This is a genomic window from Streptomyces sp. NPDC002817 (assembly GCF_053592055.1).
Window position 1 is genome coordinate 542,665 of record NZ_JBSFUY010000002.1, and the last position, 18,460, is coordinate 561,124.

Annotated in this window: 20 protein-coding genes; 8 read left to right on the forward strand and 12 right to left on the reverse strand. The window is 70.9% G+C overall.

All coding sequences use genetic code 11. The annotated features are described in order from the left end of the window. Window positions 1-24 precede the first annotated feature (24 nt). Window positions 25-1,200: a 4-hydroxybenzoate 3-monooxygenase gene (locus ACWD3I_RS05480; protein WP_365397422.1), complete on the forward strand. Its 1,176-nt coding sequence runs from the start codon at window positions 25-27 to the stop codon at window positions 1,198-1,200. Between the two features lie 194 nt (window positions 1,201-1,394). Further along, a complete protein-coding gene (locus tag ACWD3I_RS05485) occupies window positions 1,395-2,321 on the forward strand; it encodes a Bax inhibitor-1/YccA family protein (protein WP_365397419.1) in 927 nt (308 codons plus the stop codon). A 71-nt stretch (window positions 2,322-2,392) separates the two neighbouring features. Here ACWD3I_RS05485 and ACWD3I_RS05490 read toward each other — a convergent pair whose 3' ends face one another. Then, a complete protein-coding gene (locus ACWD3I_RS05490; RefSeq protein WP_046257545.1) occupies window positions 2,393-2,623 on the reverse strand; it encodes a DUF4287 domain-containing protein in 231 nt (76 codons plus the stop codon). Between the two features lie 104 nt (window positions 2,624-2,727). On the opposite strand from ACWD3I_RS05490, the gene ACWD3I_RS05495 reads away from it, so the two are divergent. Then, window positions 2,728-3,039 (forward strand): hypothetical protein, encoded by a 312-nt coding sequence (locus tag ACWD3I_RS05495; protein WP_365397415.1) that lies wholly within the window; start codon window positions 2,728-2,730, stop codon window positions 3,037-3,039. A gap of 1 nt (window position 3,040) precedes the next feature. Here ACWD3I_RS05495 and ACWD3I_RS05500 read toward each other — a convergent pair whose 3' ends face one another. The 3 genes from ACWD3I_RS05500 to ACWD3I_RS05510 form a co-directional block, all read right to left on the reverse strand. Beyond that, entirely contained in the window at window positions 3,041-3,823 is a 783-nt protein-coding gene (locus tag ACWD3I_RS05500; protein WP_365397551.1) for a hypothetical protein, read from the reverse strand. A 283-nt stretch (window positions 3,824-4,106) separates the two neighbouring features. Beyond that, window positions 4,107-5,327 (reverse strand): acetyl-CoA C-acetyltransferase, encoded by a 1,221-nt coding sequence (locus ACWD3I_RS05505; protein ID WP_266891451.1) that lies wholly within the window; start codon window positions 5,325-5,327, stop codon window positions 4,107-4,109. 315 nt (window positions 5,328-5,642) lie between these two features. Continuing rightward, window positions 5,643-6,674, reverse strand: a complete 1,032-nt coding sequence (locus tag ACWD3I_RS05510) for an SGNH/GDSL hydrolase family protein (RefSeq protein ID WP_365397410.1) — start codon at window positions 6,672-6,674, stop codon at window positions 5,643-5,645. Between the two features lie 149 nt (window positions 6,675-6,823). On the opposite strand from ACWD3I_RS05510, the gene ACWD3I_RS05515 reads away from it, so the two are divergent. Then, window positions 6,824-8,212 (forward strand): cystathionine beta-synthase, encoded by a 1,389-nt coding sequence (locus ACWD3I_RS05515; RefSeq protein WP_365397407.1) that lies wholly within the window; start codon window positions 6,824-6,826, stop codon window positions 8,210-8,212. Between the two features lie 343 nt (window positions 8,213-8,555). Here the strand turns inward: ACWD3I_RS05515 and ACWD3I_RS05520 are convergent, their stop codons facing one another. Beyond that, the gene (locus ACWD3I_RS05520; RefSeq protein ID WP_365397404.1) at window positions 8,556-9,383 is read right to left on the reverse strand and encodes a helix-turn-helix transcriptional regulator; all 828 of its coding nucleotides are present in this window, start codon (window positions 9,381-9,383) and stop codon (window positions 8,556-8,558) included. Between the two features lie 149 nt (window positions 9,384-9,532). On the opposite strand from ACWD3I_RS05520, the gene ACWD3I_RS05525 reads away from it, so the two are divergent. Continuing rightward, the gene (locus ACWD3I_RS05525) at window positions 9,533-10,294 is read left to right on the forward strand and encodes an SDR family oxidoreductase (protein ID WP_365397401.1); all 762 of its coding nucleotides are present in this window, start codon (window positions 9,533-9,535) and stop codon (window positions 10,292-10,294) included. Window positions 10,295-10,303: 9 nt separating this feature from the next. Here ACWD3I_RS05525 and ACWD3I_RS05530 read toward each other — a convergent pair whose 3' ends face one another. From ACWD3I_RS05530 to ACWD3I_RS05550, 5 genes are all read right to left on the reverse strand, one after another. Then, on the reverse strand, window positions 10,304-10,735 hold the full coding sequence (locus tag ACWD3I_RS05530; RefSeq protein WP_365397548.1) for a hypothetical protein: 432 nt from the start codon (window positions 10,733-10,735) through the stop codon (window positions 10,304-10,306). An 87-nt stretch (window positions 10,736-10,822) separates the two neighbouring features. After that, the gene (locus ACWD3I_RS05535; RefSeq protein WP_365397398.1) at window positions 10,823-11,752 is read right to left on the reverse strand and encodes an ABC transporter substrate-binding protein; all 930 of its coding nucleotides are present in this window, start codon (window positions 11,750-11,752) and stop codon (window positions 10,823-10,825) included. A 10-nt stretch (window positions 11,753-11,762) separates the two neighbouring features. Continuing rightward, window positions 11,763-12,425, reverse strand: a complete 663-nt coding sequence (locus ACWD3I_RS05540; RefSeq protein ID WP_365397545.1) for an ABC transporter permease — start codon at window positions 12,423-12,425, stop codon at window positions 11,763-11,765. Continuing rightward, complete coding sequence (locus ACWD3I_RS05545) at window positions 12,425-13,066, reverse strand: ABC transporter permease (protein WP_365397395.1); 642 nt, start codon at window positions 13,064-13,066, stop codon at window positions 12,425-12,427. Before ACWD3I_RS05545 ends, ACWD3I_RS05540 begins: the two co-directional genes overlap by 1 nt. Further along, window positions 13,063-14,100 (reverse strand): ABC transporter ATP-binding protein, encoded by a 1,038-nt coding sequence (locus tag ACWD3I_RS05550; protein WP_365397392.1) that lies wholly within the window; start codon window positions 14,098-14,100, stop codon window positions 13,063-13,065. The genes ACWD3I_RS05545 and ACWD3I_RS05550 overlap by 4 nt, the downstream gene beginning before the upstream one ends. Before the next feature lie 141 nt (window positions 14,101-14,241). On the opposite strand from ACWD3I_RS05550, the gene ACWD3I_RS05555 reads away from it, so the two are divergent. The 3 genes from ACWD3I_RS05555 (at window position 14,242) to ACWD3I_RS05565 (ending at window position 17,546) form a co-directional block, all read left to right on the forward strand. After that, window positions 14,242-15,954, forward strand: a complete 1,713-nt coding sequence (locus tag ACWD3I_RS05555) for an aromatic amino acid ammonia-lyase (protein ID WP_365397389.1) — start codon at window positions 14,242-14,244, stop codon at window positions 15,952-15,954. Then, complete coding sequence (locus ACWD3I_RS05560; protein WP_365397386.1) at window positions 15,951-16,871, forward strand: MurR/RpiR family transcriptional regulator; 921 nt, start codon at window positions 15,951-15,953, stop codon at window positions 16,869-16,871. Before ACWD3I_RS05555 ends, ACWD3I_RS05560 begins: the two co-directional genes overlap by 4 nt. A gap of 81 nt (window positions 16,872-16,952) precedes the next feature. Beyond that, window positions 16,953-17,546 carry a hypothetical protein gene (locus ACWD3I_RS05565; RefSeq protein ID WP_365397383.1) on the forward strand — a complete coding sequence of 198 codons (594 nt, stop codon included), beginning with the start codon at window positions 16,953-16,955 and terminating at the stop codon, window positions 17,544-17,546. Between the two features lie 3 nt (window positions 17,547-17,549). On the opposite strand, the gene ACWD3I_RS05570 is transcribed toward ACWD3I_RS05565, so the two are convergent. Together ACWD3I_RS05570 and ACWD3I_RS05575 are read right to left on the reverse strand one after the other, a co-directional pair. Then, a complete protein-coding gene (locus ACWD3I_RS05570; RefSeq protein WP_365397380.1) occupies window positions 17,550-17,924 on the reverse strand; it encodes a roadblock/LC7 domain-containing protein in 375 nt (124 codons plus the stop codon). 24 nt (window positions 17,925-17,948) lie between these two features. Then, on the reverse strand, window positions 17,949-18,434 hold the full coding sequence (locus ACWD3I_RS05575; protein WP_365397377.1) for a roadblock/LC7 domain-containing protein: 486 nt from the start codon (window positions 18,432-18,434) through the stop codon (window positions 17,949-17,951). Window positions 18,435-18,460 lie beyond the last annotated feature (26 nt).

Consider the following 18,460-nt stretch of genomic DNA (forward strand, 5'->3'; position numbering starts at 1 on the left):
GACGCCCACCGAAGGGAACGACCGATGCGCACCACCGTCGGCATCATCGGAGCCGGCCCCGCCGGCCTCCTCCTCGCCCGGCTGCTTCACAACGCCGGCATCGACTCGGTCGTCCTCGAAAGCCGCGACCGCTCCTACGTCGAGCAGCGGCAGCGGGCCGGGATCCTGGAGCAGGGGACCGTGGACGTGCTGCGGGCGGCCGGGGCCGGGGAGCGGATGGAGAGGGAGGGGCTGCGGCACGACGGGATCGAGCTGCGGTACGACAGGAAGCGGCACCGGGTCGACTTCCCGGCCCTCACCGGTGGGCGGTCCGTGATGGTCTACGCGCAGACCGAGGTGTGCAAGGACCTCATAGCCCTCCAGCTCAAGGAGGGCGGGCCGCTGCTCTTCGAGGCGGAGGCGCTGGCCGTGGAGGGGGCGGATGGGGACAGCCCGAGCATCCGGTTCCGGTATGAAGGGCGTGAGGACGTTCTCGAGTGCGAGTACGTCGTCGGGTGCGACGGGTTCTGGGGCGTCGCGCGCAAGGCGATTCCCGAGGAGCTGACCCGGGTCTTCGAGCGGACGTACCCCTTCGGCTGGCTCGGCATCCTCGCCGACGTCCCGCCCTCCCACGACGAGTTGGTCTACGCCCGCCACGACCGCGGCTTCGCCCTGCTGTCCATGCGGTCGCCGTCCGTCTCCCGGCTCTACCTCCAGGTGCCCGAGGGAACCGACGCGGAGAGCTGGGGCGACGAGGAGATCTGGGACGAGCTGGAGCGGCGCTTCGAGACCGACGACGACTGGCGGCTCCAGCGCGGCCCCGTCACCCAGAAGTCCGTCACGCCCATGCGGTCGTACGTCCACGAGCCCATGCGGCACGGCCGGCTCTTCCTCGCCGGGGACGCCGCCCACATCGTGCCGCCGACCGGGGCGAAGGGGCTGAATCTCGCCGTGGGGGACGTCGTCACCTTCGCGCGGGCGCTGGCGCATGAGAAGGAGACGGGGTCCACCGAGCTCCTCGACGCCTACTCCGAGACCTGTCTGAGCCGCGTCTGGCAGGCCGAGCGGTTCTCGTACGACATGACGACGCTGCTGCACCGGGCCCCCGACGCCACCCCCTTCGAGGACCGGCTCCAGGTGGCGCGGCTGGAGCGGATCGTCTCGTCCGAGGCCGCCGAGACCGACCTGGCCGAGGGGTACACGGGGTTCCCGTTCGGGTGAGTGATCTCCGACCGGTCGCGGCGATGTACCGGCTTGGTCATGAACCTGCCCCTCCGTGGCCGGGAATCAGTGGGCCGCGTAGCGTGTTGGCCAGCACAACAAGGGAAAGATCCTCCCCAAGCATTAGGGTCAATCCTTTGCCTACCTATTACTCTTGAGCCCAAGGCCCACAACAGTGGCCATGGAGGAGTGAAATGAGGAGCAGCAACCCGGTCTTCTCGCGACGGGGGTTCAGCCGCGACAACGGCTACGCGGGCTTCAACGCCCAGCCGCAGGCCGGGGGCGCCCCTGTAGGCACGCAGGCCAACCCCTACGCGCAGGGCAACCCGTATGCCCAGCCGCAGGCGGACCCCTACGCGCAGAACCCGTACGCGCAGAATCCCTACGCCCAGCAGGACCCGCAGCACGGCGCGCCGCCGCAGGCCCCGGCCACCACCGGCCGGATGACGATGGACGACGTCGTCCTTCGCACCGGCACCACCCTCGGCATCCTGGTCGTCACGGCCGCGGTCGCCTGGGCGGCCCTGCCGGTCGACGACGCCAACATCGGCCGGTCGTACGGCATCGCCATCGGCGCCGCCCTGATCGGCATGGTCCTGGCGCTCGTCCAGTCCTTCAAGCGCAAGGCCTCGCCCGCGCTGATCGTCTCGTACGCGGCGTTCGAGGGTGTCTTCCTCGGTGTCGTCTCCAGCGTCGTCGACAACCGCATCGCCAGCGGCGCGGCCATGCAGGCCGTGATCGGCACGCTCGCGGTCTTCACCGCGGTCCTGGTGGCGTACAAGGCGGGCTGGATCCGCGTCAACCGCCGGTTCTACGGCTTCGTGATGGCGGCCGCGCTCGGCTTCGTCCTGCTGATGATGGTGAACCTGCTGTTCGCCGCCTTCGGCGGCGGTGACGGCCTCGGCTTCCGCAGCGGTGGCCTCGGCATCGTCTTCGGCATCATCGGCGTCCTGCTCGGTGCGTGCTTCCTGGCCCTCGACTTCAAGCAGGTCGAGGACGGCATCGCCTACGGTGCTCCGCGCGAGGAGGCCTGGCTGGCGGCGTTCGGCCTGACGATGACGCTGGTCTGGATCTACCTCGAGTTCCTGAGGCTGATCGCGATCCTCAACAGCAGCGACTGACGCACCTCGCGTGTGTGAAGGGGCCCCGGGTTCTCCCGGGGCCCCTTCGTCGTCTGGGTGCGTGCGCGCGCCTAGAGGAGGTTGCGCGCGGCCCTCCTCAGGTCGTACTCGTGGATGAGAGCTTTCGCGTGGCCGTAGGCGAGGTTGTGTTCGTGGCGGAGCCAGCTGACCTTTTCCTCGAAGCGGAAGAGAGAAGGGCCTTCTTCGACGGTGCGGAGCCAGTCGGACACTTCACGACCGGTGCAGTGAGGGATGCGGGCGAGCAGATTGCGGTGGGTCTCCTCGGAGAGGACGTGGGACATCGGCGCCTCCGGACGCAAAGGGGATGTAAGCCGGTCCTTCAGGTCACCGTGCCTGAGCGTTCGCCCGTTGGCAACAGTCCCGGTGCGGCGCGTACGGTGTCGCCGTGGCCGATACAGCGCGTTTGACGCAAGCCGTGGATCACTTCGCCGACCGGTTGAGGGCAGCCCCCCAGAGCCGGTTGCAGCGGGGAGGCGCCACCGAGGCACTGGGGCTGGCCAGGGAGTTGGTCCGTCGGGCGCAGCTTCTCGAAGACCCCTCGAAGGAGCCTCGGGAGATGCCGGACGCCGGGATGTTCGCGGCCGCGGACCAGATCACCGTGGCCGTGCACGACTTGGCCCTCGTCCTGACGGACGAGGGCCAAGTCGCTGAAGCCGTGCAGTTGGTGGAGGAGGCGCAGAAGCGCGCCGGAGTCTGAGCTACAGGCTCGCTATGACCCTGTCGGCCAGGATGTAGACGTTCTCCTCGCCGCACGCGAAGGTCAGGGTGTACGCGCCCGAGACTCCCGAACCGCCCAGCAGTATCGGGGTCTCGCCCGCCGTCAGGGCCGCCGAGAGGCGCTCCGCCGTCTCCCGGTGACCCGGGGTCATGCACAGCGTGGTGCCGTCGGCGAAGACATAGACGTCGAGGGTGCCCAGCGGGCCCGGTCGGACGTCGGCCAGCTCCACGCGGCCGGCGGCCAGTTCCTCGAGGGTGGACACCGTGCGCTCATGGTCGTTCACCACCGGCGACTGCACCGGGACGAAGTCCGGGTGGGAGGGGTGGCGGCGGCGGGCCGCTGCCAGCTCCGGGGAGTCCCCGGCGAACTCGTCGATGTCGGACGCTGGCTCGGAGACCGGCTCCAGCGGCTCCAGGCCCACGAAATCGGCCTGGCGGGGCAGGAACAGCTCACTGTCGGGCAGGCCGAGCAGGGTCGGCGCGTCGGAGGCGTCACGGGCCTCCTGGGCGGCCCAGAACGCCCGCGCCTCGGCGAGCTCCCGCTCCCGCTCCTCGGCGAGGGCCTCGGCCACGGCGGCCCGTATCTCAGCGGCGTCGGCGGAGTGGCGGGCGGTCGGCACGAGACCGCGCGCGGCGGTCGCGTTCGTCCTGGCAAGCTCCGTGTGCAGGGCCGCGACCTGGCGGCGCAGCTGCATGAGGGTGCGCAGGACGGCGACGGCCACGGCGCCCGTGGCGGCCGTGGTGACCAGCAAGGCGATCGGCATGGCGCTCACTGACGTACTCCCGGTTCAAAGTCGACCCCCGACTTCCTACATCAGCTTGAAGGGCGGACTATCCCGCTGTCAGTGCGTAACGTCACGAAACGGGCAGGACTTTGGGCCCGGAGTTTAGTGTGAGAACGGCCCTGACCTGCGTAAATCCCTTTGCGAAGGGAGATAGGTCACATCCTGGGGGAGATTGGATCACAAAACGGCCCAGAACCCTGGTGGTTCAAGGGTTCTGGGCCCGAGCCTCACGCCGGGTGCCCGTGGGATCACGGGCAGTTGGTCAGCTGAGGCGCTCGATGACCATCGCCATGCCCTGGCCGCCGCCGACGCACATCGTCTCCAGACCGAACTGCTTGTCGTGGAACTGGAGGGAGTTGATGAGCGTGCCGGTGATGCGGGCGCCGGTCATGCCGAAGGGGTGGCCGACGGCGATGGCGCCGCCGTTGACGTTCAGCTTGTCCAGGTCGATGCCGAGGTCGCGGTAGGAGGGGATCACCTGGGCGGCGAACGCCTCGTTGATCTCGACCAGGTCGATGTCGTCGATGGTGAGGCCGGCGCGGCGCAGGGCCTGGTTGCTCGCCTCGACCGGGCCGAGGCCCATGATCTCGGGGGACAGGCCCGAGACGCCGGTGGACACGATGCGGGCGAGCGGGGTGAGGCCGAGCTCGCGGGCCTTGGTGTCGGACATGATGACGACCGCGGCGGCGCCGTCGTTGAGCGGGCAGCAGTTGCCGGCGGTGACGAGTCCGTCGGGGCGGAAGACGGGCTTGAGGCCGCCTACGGCCTCCAGGGTGACGCCGGCGCGCGGACCGTCGTCCTTGCTGACCACCGTGCCGTCGGGAAGCGTCACCGGGGTGATCTCGCGCTCCCAGAAGCCGTTCTTGATGGCTTCCTCGGCGAGGTTCTGGGACCGTACGCCGAACTCGTCCATGTCCTGGCGGGTGACGCCCTTGATGCGGGCGAGGTTCTCGGCGGTCTGGCCCATCCCGATGTAGGCGTCCGGTACGAGGCCGTCCTCACGCGGGTCGTGCCAGGTCGTGCCCTCCTGCTGGGCGACCTCGACCGTGCGGGCCTCCGCCTCCGCGAAGAGCGGGTTGTGCGTGTCCGGGAGGCTGTCGGAGTTGCCCTTGGTGAAGCGGGAGACCATCTCGACACCGGCCGAGATGAAGACGTCGCCCTCGCCGGCCTTGATGGCGTGCAGGGCCATGCGGGAGGTCTGGAGCGAGGAGGAACAGTAACGGGTCACGGTGCACCCGGGGAGGTGGTCCATCCCCATCTGCACGGCGACGATGCGGCCGAGGTTGTTGCCCTGCTCGCCGCCGGGCAGACCGCAGCCGAGGTGCAGGTCGTCGATGTCCCTCGGGTCCAGCTCGGGGACCTTGGCCAGGGCCGCCTGGATGATCGTGGCGGTGAGGTCGTCCGGACGGAGGTCCTTCAGCGAGCCCTTGAAAGCGCGGCCGATGGGTGAGCGGGCGGTCGAGACGATCACTGCTTCGGGCATGACGGCTCCATTGGCGTGCGAGGTTCTTCCGGGCAGGGCTGGTTGGGAAGTTACCCGTACGTATGGGCCAGGTCACGGGTATGGGGGTGTGACCCTGACCGCAGTTTTCTAAGCGCTTGCTTTCCTCGCCCCCGCCGCCCCTACCCGTTCCCATCCCCAAGGGCTGCCGCCCCTTCGACCCCGCTCCCAGGGGGCGCTGCCCCCTGGGCCCCGCTCCTCACACGCCGGAGGGGCTGACCGACCTGCCCGTCCGACAGCGGGGGTCCGGGGGCGCAGCCCTCAGGGATGGGACGGGTAGGGACGGCGGGGACGAGATCAAGGCTGTGCCGGGGTTCGCTCCGGTTCCGTCACCGATACGCGGCGGCGCTTTCTGCGCTTCAGGAGGGCCCAGGGTCCCTTCGGGCCCGTCGGCATCGCTGCCGTCACCTCGGTGCCGGGTTCCGCGACCGCCTCCGCGGCAGCTCGGGCGACCGGGAGGAAGCCTTCGCGGCGGGAGACGTCCGGGCGTTCTTCCTCCGCCGGCCAGAGGCCCAGGGTCGCGCAGACCGTGGGAAGGACCGCCATGGCCGCGGTCGCGTAGCCCTCCGCCGAGGGGTGGTAGTTGTCCGGGCCGAAGAGCTCGCGGGGGTTCGCCGCGAACTCCGGGCCCAGCAGGTCGCCCAGGGACACCGTGCGGCCACCTTGTTCGACCGTGCCGATCGTCTGGGCGGCCGCCAGCTGGCGCGAGGCCCGGCGGGCCAGCCAGCGCAGGGGCTGCTGCACCGGTTCGATCGAGCCGAGGTCGGGACAGGTGCCGACCACCACCTCCGCACCCGCCGTGCGCAACCGGCGCACCGCCGCCGCCAGATGGCGCACCGACTGGGTCGGCGCGATGCGGTGCGTCACGTCGTTCGCGCCGATCATGATCACGCAGACGTCCGGCAGCCGACCGGGGTCCGCGAGGATCAGCGCCACCTGGCGGTCCAGGTCGTCGGAGCGGGCGCCGGGGTTCGCCACGTTGCGCAGCTCCACCGGGCGCTCCGCCACCGCCGCCAGCCCCGACGCCAGCAGCGCCCCGGGAGTCTGGCCCGAGCGGTGCACACCCTGCCCCGCGGCCGTGGAGTCGCCCAGCATCGTCAGCCGCAACGCGGGTTCACCCGGCGTGGCGTACGCGATGCCGTACAGGCCCTGCGCATTCGGCACATGCGGCGACGGACTGTTGCCGTTGCCCACCTGCCGCTTGGCCAGCCGCACCTCTGCCAGTAGCAGCCCCACGGCCGCCGCGCCCACCAGACCGATCCCGCCGCCGCCGTACGCCGCGCCGGCCGCGATCCGCCGGGCCACCCTCGCCCTCGACATGCTGGTCATACGTCGCCGCCACCTCCGTGCTAGCCGTACAACCACTCCTTGCCCCGTACCGACGGTCGTCCAATCTCAACGGCGAGTGAACGACCGCTCCGGGCTTTAGGCTGACCGAACCACTAAGACCACATCTTTTGCAGCATCCGGAGACAACGGTGCAATTCCACGACTCGATGATCAGCCTCGTCGGCAACACCCCGCTGCTGAGGCTCAACAACGTCACCAAGGGCATCCAGGCCACCGTCCTGGCCAAGGTGGAGTACTTCAACCCGGGCGGGTCCGTGAAGGACCGCATCGCCCTGCGCATGATCGAGGCGGCGGAGGAGAGCGGCGCACTCAAGCCCGGCGGGACGATCGTCGAGCCGACCAGTGGCAACACCGGCGTCGGCCTTGCCATCGTGGCCCAGCAGAAGGGGTACAAGTGCATCTTCGTGTGCCCCGACAAGGTGAGCACCGACAAGATCAACGTGCTGCGGGCCTACGGGGCCGAGGTCGTCGTCTGCCCCACCGCCGTCGACCCCGAGCACCCGGACTCGTACTACAACGTCTCCGACCGGCTCGTCCGTGAGACGCCCGGTGCGTGGAAGCCCGACCAGTACTCCAACCCCAACAACCCCCTCTCCCACTACCACTCCACCGGCCCCGAGCTGTGGGAGCAGACGGAGGGGAAGATCACCCACTTCGTCGCGGGGGTGGGGACGGGCGGCACCATCTCCGGCACCGGGCGCTATCTGAAGGACGTCAGCGACGGCAAGGTGAAGGTCATCGGCGCCGACCCGGAGGGGTCCGTGTACTCCGGCGGGTCCGGGCGGCCGTATCTCGTCGAGGGCGTCGGTGAGGACTTCTGGCCGACCGCCTACGACCGGACCGTCGCCGACGAGATCGTGGCCGTGTCCGACAAGGACTCCTTCCAGATGACCCGCCGCCTGGCCAAGGAGGAGGGGCTCCTGGTCGGTGGCTCGTGCGGCATGGCCGTCGTCGGCGCGCTGCGGGTCGCCGAGCGGCTCGGTCCCGATGACGTCGTCGTCGTGCTGCTGCCCGACAGCGGCCGCGGGTACCTCTCCAAGATCTTCAACGACGAGTGGATGGCCGACTACGGCTTCCTCGAGGACGAGGGTCCCAGCGCCCGCGTCGCCGACGTCCTCAACGACAAGGTGCACGGCGCCATCCCGTCCCTGGTCCACATGCACCCGGACGAGACCGTCGGCCAGGCCATCGACGTGCTGCGCGAGTACGGCGTCTCGCAGATGCCGATCGTGAAGCCGGGCGCCGGTCACCCGGACGTCATGGCGGCGGAGGTCGTCGGGTCGGTCGTGGAGCGGGAGTTGCTCGACGCGCTGTTCGCCAAGCGGGCCTCGCTGGAGGACCCGCTGGAGAAGCACATGTCGGCGCCGCTGCCGCAGGTCGGCTCCGGCGAGCCGGTCGGCGACCTGATGACGGTGCTCGGCACCGCGGACGCGGCGATGGTCCTCGTCGAGGGCAAGCCGACCGGTGTGGTCAGCCGGCAGGATCTGCTGGCCTTCCTCGCCAAGGGCGGGAAGTGACGGTGAACGTCCGGTGAACCGGCGGTGCGGCAGGCGGACTTCCGTTTGCCTACCGAAGTGGTGGACTTCGCGGAAGTGGTACGAGCGTGTCACGTCCGCGCAGCACACGCTTAACACGGGTCGGGCACATTAGTGGATGTCGGCAGGGCGGGAGCGGCTCCCCGCCCCGGCCGGCACCGAAACGGCGTCACAGGACCTCCGGAGCGGCTCCCGGACCTCCACAGACGCCTTGGACGCGAGGCCCGGCCCTGACCCGGTCAGCGTCCCTCGCGGGGACCGCCGTCGTCCCGCCCCCCGGCAACGGGGGTGCGGCGGTCCCCGCGAAAGCCTTTTCCGGGACCCTTCAACGCACCTCGGCGGAAGCCCAACTCCCGAGCAGCGCCAGCCTCTCCGCCGTCTCCGACCCCGGCTCCGGTGTGTAGACCAGCAGCGTCAGATCCCCGTCACTGGGCAGGGTCAGGCTCTCGTACGGGAAGACCAGCCGGCCCGCGACCGGGTGCTGGACGCGCTTCATGCCGTAGGCGCACTCCTTGACCTGGTGGTCGGCCCACAGGCGGCGGAAGTCCTCGCTCTTGAGGGAGAGTTCGCCGACGAGTGCGGTCAGTTGCGGGTCGTCCTGGTGGTGGCCGGCCTGGACCCGCAGATGGGCCACGCACTGGGCGGCCACCGCCTGCCACTCCGGGTAGAAGTCATGGGCCGCGGGGTCGAGGAAGACCTGGCGGGGGATGCTGCGGGTCTCGGCCGTCGTATCGCTGTAGCCGAAGACGGCGTCGGCCAGGGCGTTCCAGGCCAGGACGGTCATGCTGCGGTCCAGGACGAAGGCCGGGGTGCGGTCGACGCTGTCGAGCAGCAGTTGGATGCCCGCGCGGACCCGGGGCGCGGTCGTGCGTGCGCCCCGCTTACGGGGGCGGGCCACCGCGTGCAGATAGGCGTGTTCCGTCTCGTCGAGGCGCAGTACGCGTGCGACGGCGTCCAGGACGGCGTCGGAGACGCTCGGACCTCTGCCCTGTTCCAGACGGATGTAGTAGTCGACGCTCACGCCCGCCAGCTGCGCCACCTCCTCCCGGCGCAGACCGGGTACGCGGCGCCGCCCGTGCGAGGGCAGCCCCACCTCCTCCGGCTGGATACGAGCACGGCGTGTGCGCAGAAAGTCTCCGAGGTCCCCGTCCATGAGTTCGATCGTAGGGGAGCGGCGGCATTCGAACCTGGTACTGGCAGACCCAGGAAAAGCTCATCCCTGGGTACGGCGGAGCGGGTGGCGCAGGGTGGTGGTCGTCGCCGGGGGTGCCCGGCGGACTTCCGACCACCTAGGAGCACGCAATGTCGTACGAGAACCTGGCCGGCCGTACCGCCGTCGTCACCGGGGCCGCGAGCGGGATCGGCGAGGCCATCGCCGTACTCCTGGCCGCGCAGGGTGCGAAGGTCGCGCTGCTGGCGCGGCGTCAGGAGCGCCTGGACGCCCTCGTCGAGAAGATCCGGGCCGATGGCGGGCAGGCGCTCGCCGTGGTCGCCGATGTGACCGACGACGGTTCGGTGGACGCGGCCGTCGAGCGGATCCACGCCGTCTACGGGGCTGTCGACCTGGTCGTGAACTCGGCGGGCGTCATGCTGCCGAACCCCGTCGACGACGGGCGCGGCGACGAGTGGCAGCGGATGATCGACACCAATGTCACCGGCGTGCTGCGGATGATCCAGGCCTTCACCGCGGATCTGGTGGGCACCGCCGCCGAGGGGCGGACCGCGGACCTCGTGAACATCTCGTCCATCGGCGCGCACATCACGTTCCCCAACTACGCGGTGTACGGCGCCACCAAGGCCGCGCTGACCTATCTCTCCCAGTCCCTGCGGGGTGAGTTCGGGCCGCGCGATGTGCGGGTCACCAACGTCGAGCCGGGACTGACGCAGACCGAGCTCGCCTCGCACATCGACAGCGACGGACTGCGGGAGCAGATCGGCGGGATGGTCGACGCGGTGGGCACGCTGTCGGCCGAGGAGGTCGCCGACGTCGTCGCCTACGTCACCAGCCGCCCCCGGCACGTCAACCTGCGGCAGATCATGGTGCTGCCGACCCGGCAGGCGTGACCCGCCCGGTCAGTCCTCCCAGGCGTCGTCGGCCTTGTGGTGGCGGTGGCGGCGGCCCCGGAACAGCTCCGGGTTGGTGCGGACCGCCTGGAAGGCGTTCACGCCCACGATGCCGGCCCAGGCGACCAGGAGGCCCGGGAGGTGGCCGATGCCGCCGCCGATCGCGGACAGCGGGATCGCCAGGACCATGGAGACGATGCCGAAGCCGAACCGCTCCCCCCAGGAGTCCGTGGGCTTCGGCGACCGGGAGCCCCGGGCCACCACCATCTGCTGCTCGGCCATCTGCCGGCGCACCCGGCGCTCCACCGCGCCGTCGATGCGCTGGTCGACCTTCTCGAGGAAGGAGTCGACCAGCGCGGACTCGTACTCCTCGCCCAGTTCCCTGCGGGCCTGCAGGGTGGCGTCGAGTTCCTTCTTCAGGTCGGCGTCCCGCGCGTCCATTCCGCTCATGGAATCCAAGTTAGGCAGCGCCGACGCCCGCCGCACTGGGGATACCCCCCGTGTTGATGGTCGGGTTCAGCCCCTCGGTCAGCTCAGCCCGTGCTGGGTCGCGTACGCGTTCGCCACGTCCTCCGGGTCCTTCTTGTCCTTGTCGACCTGGCGGTTGAGCTCGGTGAGCTGGGCCGTGGTGAGGACGTTGCCGAGGCGGGCCAGTGCCTTGCGGACCGTGGAGTCGGCCTTGCGGTCGGCGATGAGCGGGACGACGTGCTGGCCCGGGATGAGGTTCTCGGGGTCGGTGAGCACCACCCAGTCGTTGGCCCGGATGTCGGTGTCCGTGGTGAAGAGATTCGCCACGTCCACGTCGCCCTTCTTCAAGGCGCCCTTGACCAGCGGTCCTGAGGAGTCCAGCGACTTGAACTCCTTGAACTCGACGCCGTACACGTCCTTCAGTCCAACGACGCCCACCTGGCGCTTCTTCACCTCCGGCGCCGCGCCGATGACCAGCTTGCCGTTCTGCTTCCTCAGGTCGGCGAGGGAGGTCAGGCCGTACTTCCTCGCCGTCTCCCGGGTGACGACGAAGGCGTCGGAGTCCTCGGCCATGCCGTACGGCAGCACCTGGAGCCCGGCGGGGAGCGCGACGGCGAGGGCGTTCTGCATCGCGCCCTCCTCGGTGGCCGTCGCCTTCGGGTCGAGGTAGTGCAGGAGGGCGCCCTGGTACTCGGGCAGCAGGTCGATGTCGCCGCCCCTGAGGGCGGGGATGAGGATCTCGCGGGTGCCGAGGTTGGGGCGGACCTTCACCTTCACGCCGGCCGCTTCCAGGACGGCCGCGTAGAGGTGGCCCAGTACCTGGTTCTCGGTGAAGTTGGCCGTGCCGATGGTGACTCCGTCCTTGCTGGAGCCGCCGCCACCGGTGCCGGAGCCTTCGCCGTCGAGGGAGGTGATGCCGCCCGCGCAGGAGGTCAGGGCGGGGACGGAGGCCGCTGCGAGGAGGCCGCCGAGGAGGGTGCGTCGGTTCATCGAGGGGTCCCTAGGCAGTGCGGTGGCGGAAGAGGAAGCGCTGGAGGCCGGACAGGGCCAGGTCCAGGACGACGGCGATCGCGGCGACCAGCACCGCGCCGCCGAGTACCTGTACGAGGTCGCGCTGGGCCAGACCGTCGAAGACATAGCGGCCGAGGCCGCCGAAGGAGACGTACGCGGCGATGGTCGCCGTGGCGACGACCTGGATCAGCGCCAGGCGCAGGCCCGTCATGACCAGGGGGAGCGCGAGCGGCAGCTCGACCTGGAACAGGACCTGGTGGCCGCGCATGCCCTGCCCGCGGGCGGCGTCGCGGACGTCCGGGTCGATCGCCGTCATCCCGGCGTAGGTGTTGGTGACGATCGCCGGGACCGCGAGGGCGACCAGGGCGACGTACACCGGCAGCATCGACAGTCCGCCGGCCAGGAAGACCAGCACGACCAGGCCCACGGTCGGCAGCGCGCGGCCGAAGGACGCGAGGTTGATCGCGACGAAGGCGCCCTTGCCGGTGTGGCCGATCAGCAGGCCGAGGGGGAGGCCGATCGCGGCCGCGATGAGGGTCGCGAGGAGCGAGTACTGGAGGTGCTCGGCGAGGCGGTGGGCGATGCCGTCCGAGCCGGACCAGCTCGCGCCGCTGGTCAGCCATGTGCCGAGGTTCTTGAAGAGTTCGTACATCAGGCTCGCCGCCTCTTCCACGGGGTGAGGACGTACTGGAGGGCGACCAGCAGGGCGTCCGCGACCACCGCGAGGAGGATCGTGAGGACCACGCCCACGATCACCGGGGTCGGGAAGTTGCGCTGGAAGCCGTCGGTGAAGAGCTGGCCGAGGCCGCCGTCGCCGATGTAGGTGGCGACCGAGACCAGCGAGATCGACATGACCGTCGCGATGCGGACGCCCGCCATGATCACGGGGAGCGCGAGCGGGAACTCGACGGTCAGGAGCGTGCGCAGCGGGCGGGTGCCCATCGCCTTCGCCGCCTCCTTGGTCTTCGCGGGGACCGAGTCGAGGCCCTCGACGGTGTTCCGGAGCAGTACGACCAGCGTGTAGACGGTCAGACCGATCACGGTCGTGGTGCGGGTGAGGCCGCTGACCGGCAGCAGGAGCACGAAGATCGCGATCGACGGGATCGTGAACAGGACGTTCGAGACGCCGAGCAGAAAGCCGCGCAGGGGCCGGATCCGATGGGCGATCACCGCGAGGGGCAGTGAGATCAGGACACCGAGGAAGACCGCGCTGAGGGCTGCCTGCAGATGGGAGATCGTGAGGGTGGTGAGGTCGTCGGTGTGGTCGCCGATCCATGACCAGTCGATGGTCATGCGGTCACCACCCTGGCCTCGCTGTGCGCCTGGCCCGCGTGTTCGTGGATGTCGTCGCGGGAGGAGACGCCGGTGAGGACGCCCGTCGCGTCGACGCGGGCTATCAGGCCGGTGGGGGAGGCGATGGACTCGTTGAGGGCCGACAGCAGGGAATCGTTGTCGGTCAGCGGTCGTACGGGGATCTCGGTGTCCTTCGAGGCCCAGTGCAGGGGCTTGTCCGCCGCGTCGAGGACGAGGGACCACGGGCCGCCCTCGGGAGCCGGGCCCTGCGGGACGTCCGCGAGGGTCTTCAGCGAGAGCAGCTTCAGACCGCGCTCGGCGCCGAGGAAGTCGGCCACGAAATCGTCGGCGGGGCGGGCCAGGAGTTCGGCGGGGGTGGCGCACTGGACGAGGTGGCCGCCGGTGCGGAAGACGGCGATGCGGTCGCCGAGCCGGACCGCTTCGTCGATGTCATGGGTGACGAAGACGATGGTCTTGCCCAACTCCTTCTGGAGCCGCAGGAGTTCGTCCTGGAGTTGGGCGCGTACGACGGGGTCGACCGCGCCGAACGGCTCGTCCATGAGCAGCACCGGCGGGTCGGCGGCGAGGGCGCGGGCCACGCCGACGCGCTGCTGCTGGCCGCCGGAGAGCTGGTGCGGGTAGCGCTTGCCGGCGTCCGGTGCGAGGCCCACGGTCTCCAGGAGCTCGGCGGCGCGGGCGCGGGCCTTCCTGCGGCCGTGGCCGAGCAGGAGCGGCACGGTGGCGATGTTGTCGAGCACCGTGCGGTGCGGGAAGAGGCCGGCCTGCTGGATGACGTAGCCGATGGAGCGGCGCAGCTCGGCCGCGTCCTGGTGGGTGATGTCCTTGCCGCCGACCTTGATGGTGCCGGAGGTCGGCTCGACCATCCGGTTGATCATCCTGAGGGTGGTCGTCTTGCCGCAACCGGAGGATCCGACGAGGACGGTCACGCCGCCTTCCGGCATGTCGAGGGTCAGGTCGTGGACTGCTGTCGTGCCGTTGGGGAAGCGCTTGTGGACCGCGTCGAACTGGATCATGAGATGTCCCTTGCCCGGCTGTATAACGTCATGCAGAGTTCTCTGTAGCTGAATAACTTGTCAACGGGTTGATGTAAATCCGACGTAACGGATGACCGGCAGGCAAGATCGTGTGTCCGGATTGAGGGGAGTTTGGGCTTGATGTCGTCTCGGATCGTGGACGCGCCCGGTTCTGTGCACACCGGTCTGGTGGTCCTCGACGGGATCGGACTCGGTGTCGCGGACGTCGTGCGGCTCGCCGACGGGGCCGCGCGGCCGGTGCCCGGGACCGATGCGATGAAGCGGGTGACCGAGTCCTGGGACGCCGCCCGGCAGATCGCCGCGACCGGTCGCGTCTACGGCCGCTCCACCGGCGTCGGCGCCAACCGGAACGAGTCCGTGCCCACCGAGGCGGCCGCCGAGCACGGGCTGCGGCTGTTGCGCAGCCACGCCGGGGCGATCGGGGAGGAGCTCCCGGCGAGGCAGGTCCGCGCGATGCTCGCCGTCCGCGCGAATCAGCTGCTGGCCGGTGGTGCGGGTCTGCGGCCGACCGTGGTCACCGCGCTGTGCGAGGCGCTGGAGAGCGGGGCGTATCCGGTCGTCAACGAGTTCGGGTCCGTGGGCACGGGGGACATCGCGGCGTTGGCGCAGGTGGGGCTGGCGTTGGCGGGGGAGCATCCGTGGCGGGGCGCGGCGGGAGCGGGCGGGGGTCCTTCCGGCACCTTCGGCGGGCTCGGTGCGGGCGGAACCTCCGGCGGGATCGGCGGCGTTCGCGGTGGGCCCGGTGTGGACGCCTCCGGTGGGGCGGGCTCGCGCGGTGTCCCAGGTGGCTCGGGGCCGCGCGGCAGCTCCGGCGGGCTCGGTGCGGGTGGTTCCGGGGAGCCCCGGGGCTCGGTCGGTGCGCCCGAGCCGCAGCCCCTCGACAACAACGACGCCCTCGCCTTCATCAGCAGCAACGCCCTCACCCTCGGGCAGGCCGCCCTCGCCCTGCACGAGCTGCGGGGGCTGCTGGAGGCCACGCAGGTCGTCGGGGCGCTGTCCCTGCTCGCCGTGGACGGGTCGCACGAGGCGTACGCGGCGCCCGTGCATGCCGCCCGGCCGCACCGGGGGTCCTCCGAAGTCGCCCGGCGGATGCGGGAGCTGATCGGCGCCGACGAGCGGCCCACCCCGCCGCTCGGGCGGATCCAGGACCCGTACGGCTTCCGGTGTCTGCCCCAGATCCACGGTCCCGCCCATGACGCGGCCGACGCCCTGGAGGAGGTCGTCGCGATCGAGATCAACGCGGCCGCGGAGAACCCGCTGATCACCCCCGAGGACATGGCCGCCTACCACCACGGCGGCTTCTACCAGGCCCAACTCGCCCTCGCCCTGGACCACTTCAGGCTGGCACTGACCCAGGTCGCCCGGCTGTCGACATCACGGCTCTCCACCCTCAACGAACCCGCCTACACCCGTCTGCGCCCCTTCCTCGCCGACCCCGAACCCGCCTCCTCCGGCGTGATGATCCTGGAGTACGCCGCCGGCGCCGCCCTCGGCGATCTGCGGGCCTTCTCCGCACCCGCGTCGCTCGGCCACGCTGTACTCTCCCGAGGCGTCGAGGAACAGGCCAGCTTCGCCTCGCTCGCCGCACGTCAGACTCTGCGGGCGTGCGGTGCGTACCGTCTGGTGGTGGGCTGCGAACTCGTCGCCGCCGTACGGGCGCTGCGCCAGCGCGACCTCGGCCCCGACCCGGACCTCCCGGTGGGCCGCGCGCTGGAGCTCGCCATGGCGGTGCTCGACGAGGACCAGGCCGACCGGCCGCTCACGGACGACGTGACGGCGGCGACCGCACTGCTCGACCGGTTCACGGACATCTGGAGGGGGAGCGAGTCATGAGCGCGGAGAAGGCCGCGGAGCAGGGTGGCGAGCACGGTGGCGAGCCGAGTGCCGAGCGCGGTGGCGAGAAGGCCACGGCCGTGGCCGACAGCCCGGCCGCACGGCTCCAGGCGCTCTTCGAGGGGCACCGGCTCACACCGACCCAGCGGCGCATCGCGCACAGCATGGTGCGGCGCGCCGCCGACGTGCCGTTCCTGTCCAGCGTCGAGCTGGCCGAGCTCGCCGGGGTCAGCCAGCCGTCCGTCACCCGCTTCGCGGTCGCCCTCGGCTTCGACGGCTACCCGGCCCTGCGCAAGCATCTGCGCGAGGTCGCGCCCGCCGAACAGACGACGGCCTCGGCGTCGTACAACGAGTACCAGCAGGCCGTCGAGGCCGAGATCGAGAACCTCAGGCACCTGGCGGAGCTGCTCGCCGACCCGCGGCCCGTGCAGAGGGCCGGACGGCTGCTCGCGGCCTCGCGTCCGCTGCCGGTGCTGGGCCTGCGGGCGGCCGCCTCCCAGGCGTACGGCTTCGCGTACTTCGCCGCCAAGGTCCATCCGGACGTACGGCTGCTCCACGAGGGCGGCACGATGATCCACGACCGGATCGACGCCGCCGTCCGCGCGGGCGCCTCGACGCTGCTGTGCTTCGCGCTGCCCCGGCATCCGCGGGAGGTCGTGGACACCCTCGGGTACGCGAAGGAGGCCGGGCTGACCGTCGTCACCGTCGCCGACTCCGCGTTCGCGCCGGTCGCCAAGGTGTCCGACCTGCTGCTGCCGGCCGCCGTGGGCACCGGGCTCGCCTTCGACACCGCGTGCGCTCCGATGCTGCTCGGGCGGGTGCTGCTGGAGGCCATGTGCGACGACCTGCCGCAGGCGCAGGCCCGTCTCGAGGAGTTCGACGCGCGGGCGGCGGCGCGGGGTCTTTTCGTGGAATGACGCGGCTTTAAGACTCGTCTCACGTTCGCTTACTAGCCTGCGCGGCCGAAGGACTGTGCCGGAACGGCTAGGAGGCGGAACGTGGCACACGGAGATCGCAGAGCCCAAGGTCTGGCCCGGGTGGCCGTCGTCGTACGCGCCGGGGCCGCGCCGCTGTGGTGGGCCGGGGTGTTCGCGGCCGGTGTGGGCGTCCTGGTGCCGGGGCTGACCGGGCGCCGGATCGGCGTCCTGGCGGGGGCGGCGCTGTTCATCGTCGCGGCGGCCGTCGTGTCGTACCGCCGTCGCAAGCGCTACACCGCCCTGACGCGCGGTGCCGCCCGCGCCGGCAAGCACGATGTCCTCCAGGACCGCGCGGTGACCGTACGGAACTGGCGCCGCGGCCACCGCTGGTGGCTGCTGCTCGCCTTCGCGGCCGCGCTGGGCAGCTCCTTCGTCGTCCCCGCGGCGGGCGGCATGCTGCTCGCCGGGACCGGCGTGGGACTGTGGCTGAAGGCCGCGTGGCTCGGGCGGCGCGAGCGGGCCGAGGACGCCCTGCTGTGGGTGCGGGTCGACTGGCTCGACGCACGCGGCGGACGCCCGGCCGGCAAGACGGTCAAGGCGTACCGCGGCACCGGCATCGCGGCGGGCGACGCGGCCCCGGGCGGGGCGCGCCGCCGCGCCGCGGCACTGGTCTGAGCGTCAGACCTCCAGGTCCTCCTCGATCTTCCGCAGCTGATGGCGGGCCATCGCCAGGTTGGAGCGCTTGGCGTCCAGGACCAGGTAGATGAACAGTCCGTTGCCGCCACGACCGCTGATCAGACGGAGCAGGTGGTACTGGTCGGAGAGCGTGATCAGGATGTCCTCGATCTGTCCCTTGAGCCCCAGGTGCTCCATGGTGCGCATCTTGGCGCGCACGACGTCGGTGTTCCCGGCGGCCGCGACGTTCAGGTCGAAGCCCTTGCTGCCGCCCATCGTGCCGAGCGCCATACCGCTGGTGTAGTCCACGAGGGCGACTCCGGTCGCGCCCTCGATGGAGGCGAGAGCTTCCTTCAGACAGGTTTCGGTGTTGGCCATGGTGGTGTGCCCCTCTACTCGGGTTCAACTTTCCGTGGATGTGCGCGCGTTGGTGGTACGTGGCGTGCGCGCCGTTCTCGTTCGTGGGGTGCCGGTCCGGGCGGGTGCCCGGGCCGGTTTCGCGGGCGTCTCGACGGGGGCCCGGGAGTCGACGAGCTCCCCGATGCGGGCACTGGCGCGACGGCCCTCCAGATGCAGGCGCCCGACGCTCACGCCGTCCTGGGCGAGCAGGGTCAGGACGGCCGTGCGACCGGCCGAGTACGTCGACACGTAGCCGTAAGCCCCCCGCACCAGCAGTTCGCGGAAGTCGCCCTGCCCGGTCGCGTCGGCCAGCCGTACGGCGACGCCTAGCGCGGCGGCGGTCAGCGCGGCCATGCCATCGGGCTCGACACCGGGCGTGTCCTGGGCGATGACGAGTCCGTCCACGCTCGCCGCCAGGGCGCCGGTGAGGTGCGGCACCCGGCTTCTCAACCGGCGCAGCTCGTCCAGGATTTCGGGTTCGGCCGCCATCAGGTCTCTCCTCTCGGCGCGTGCCC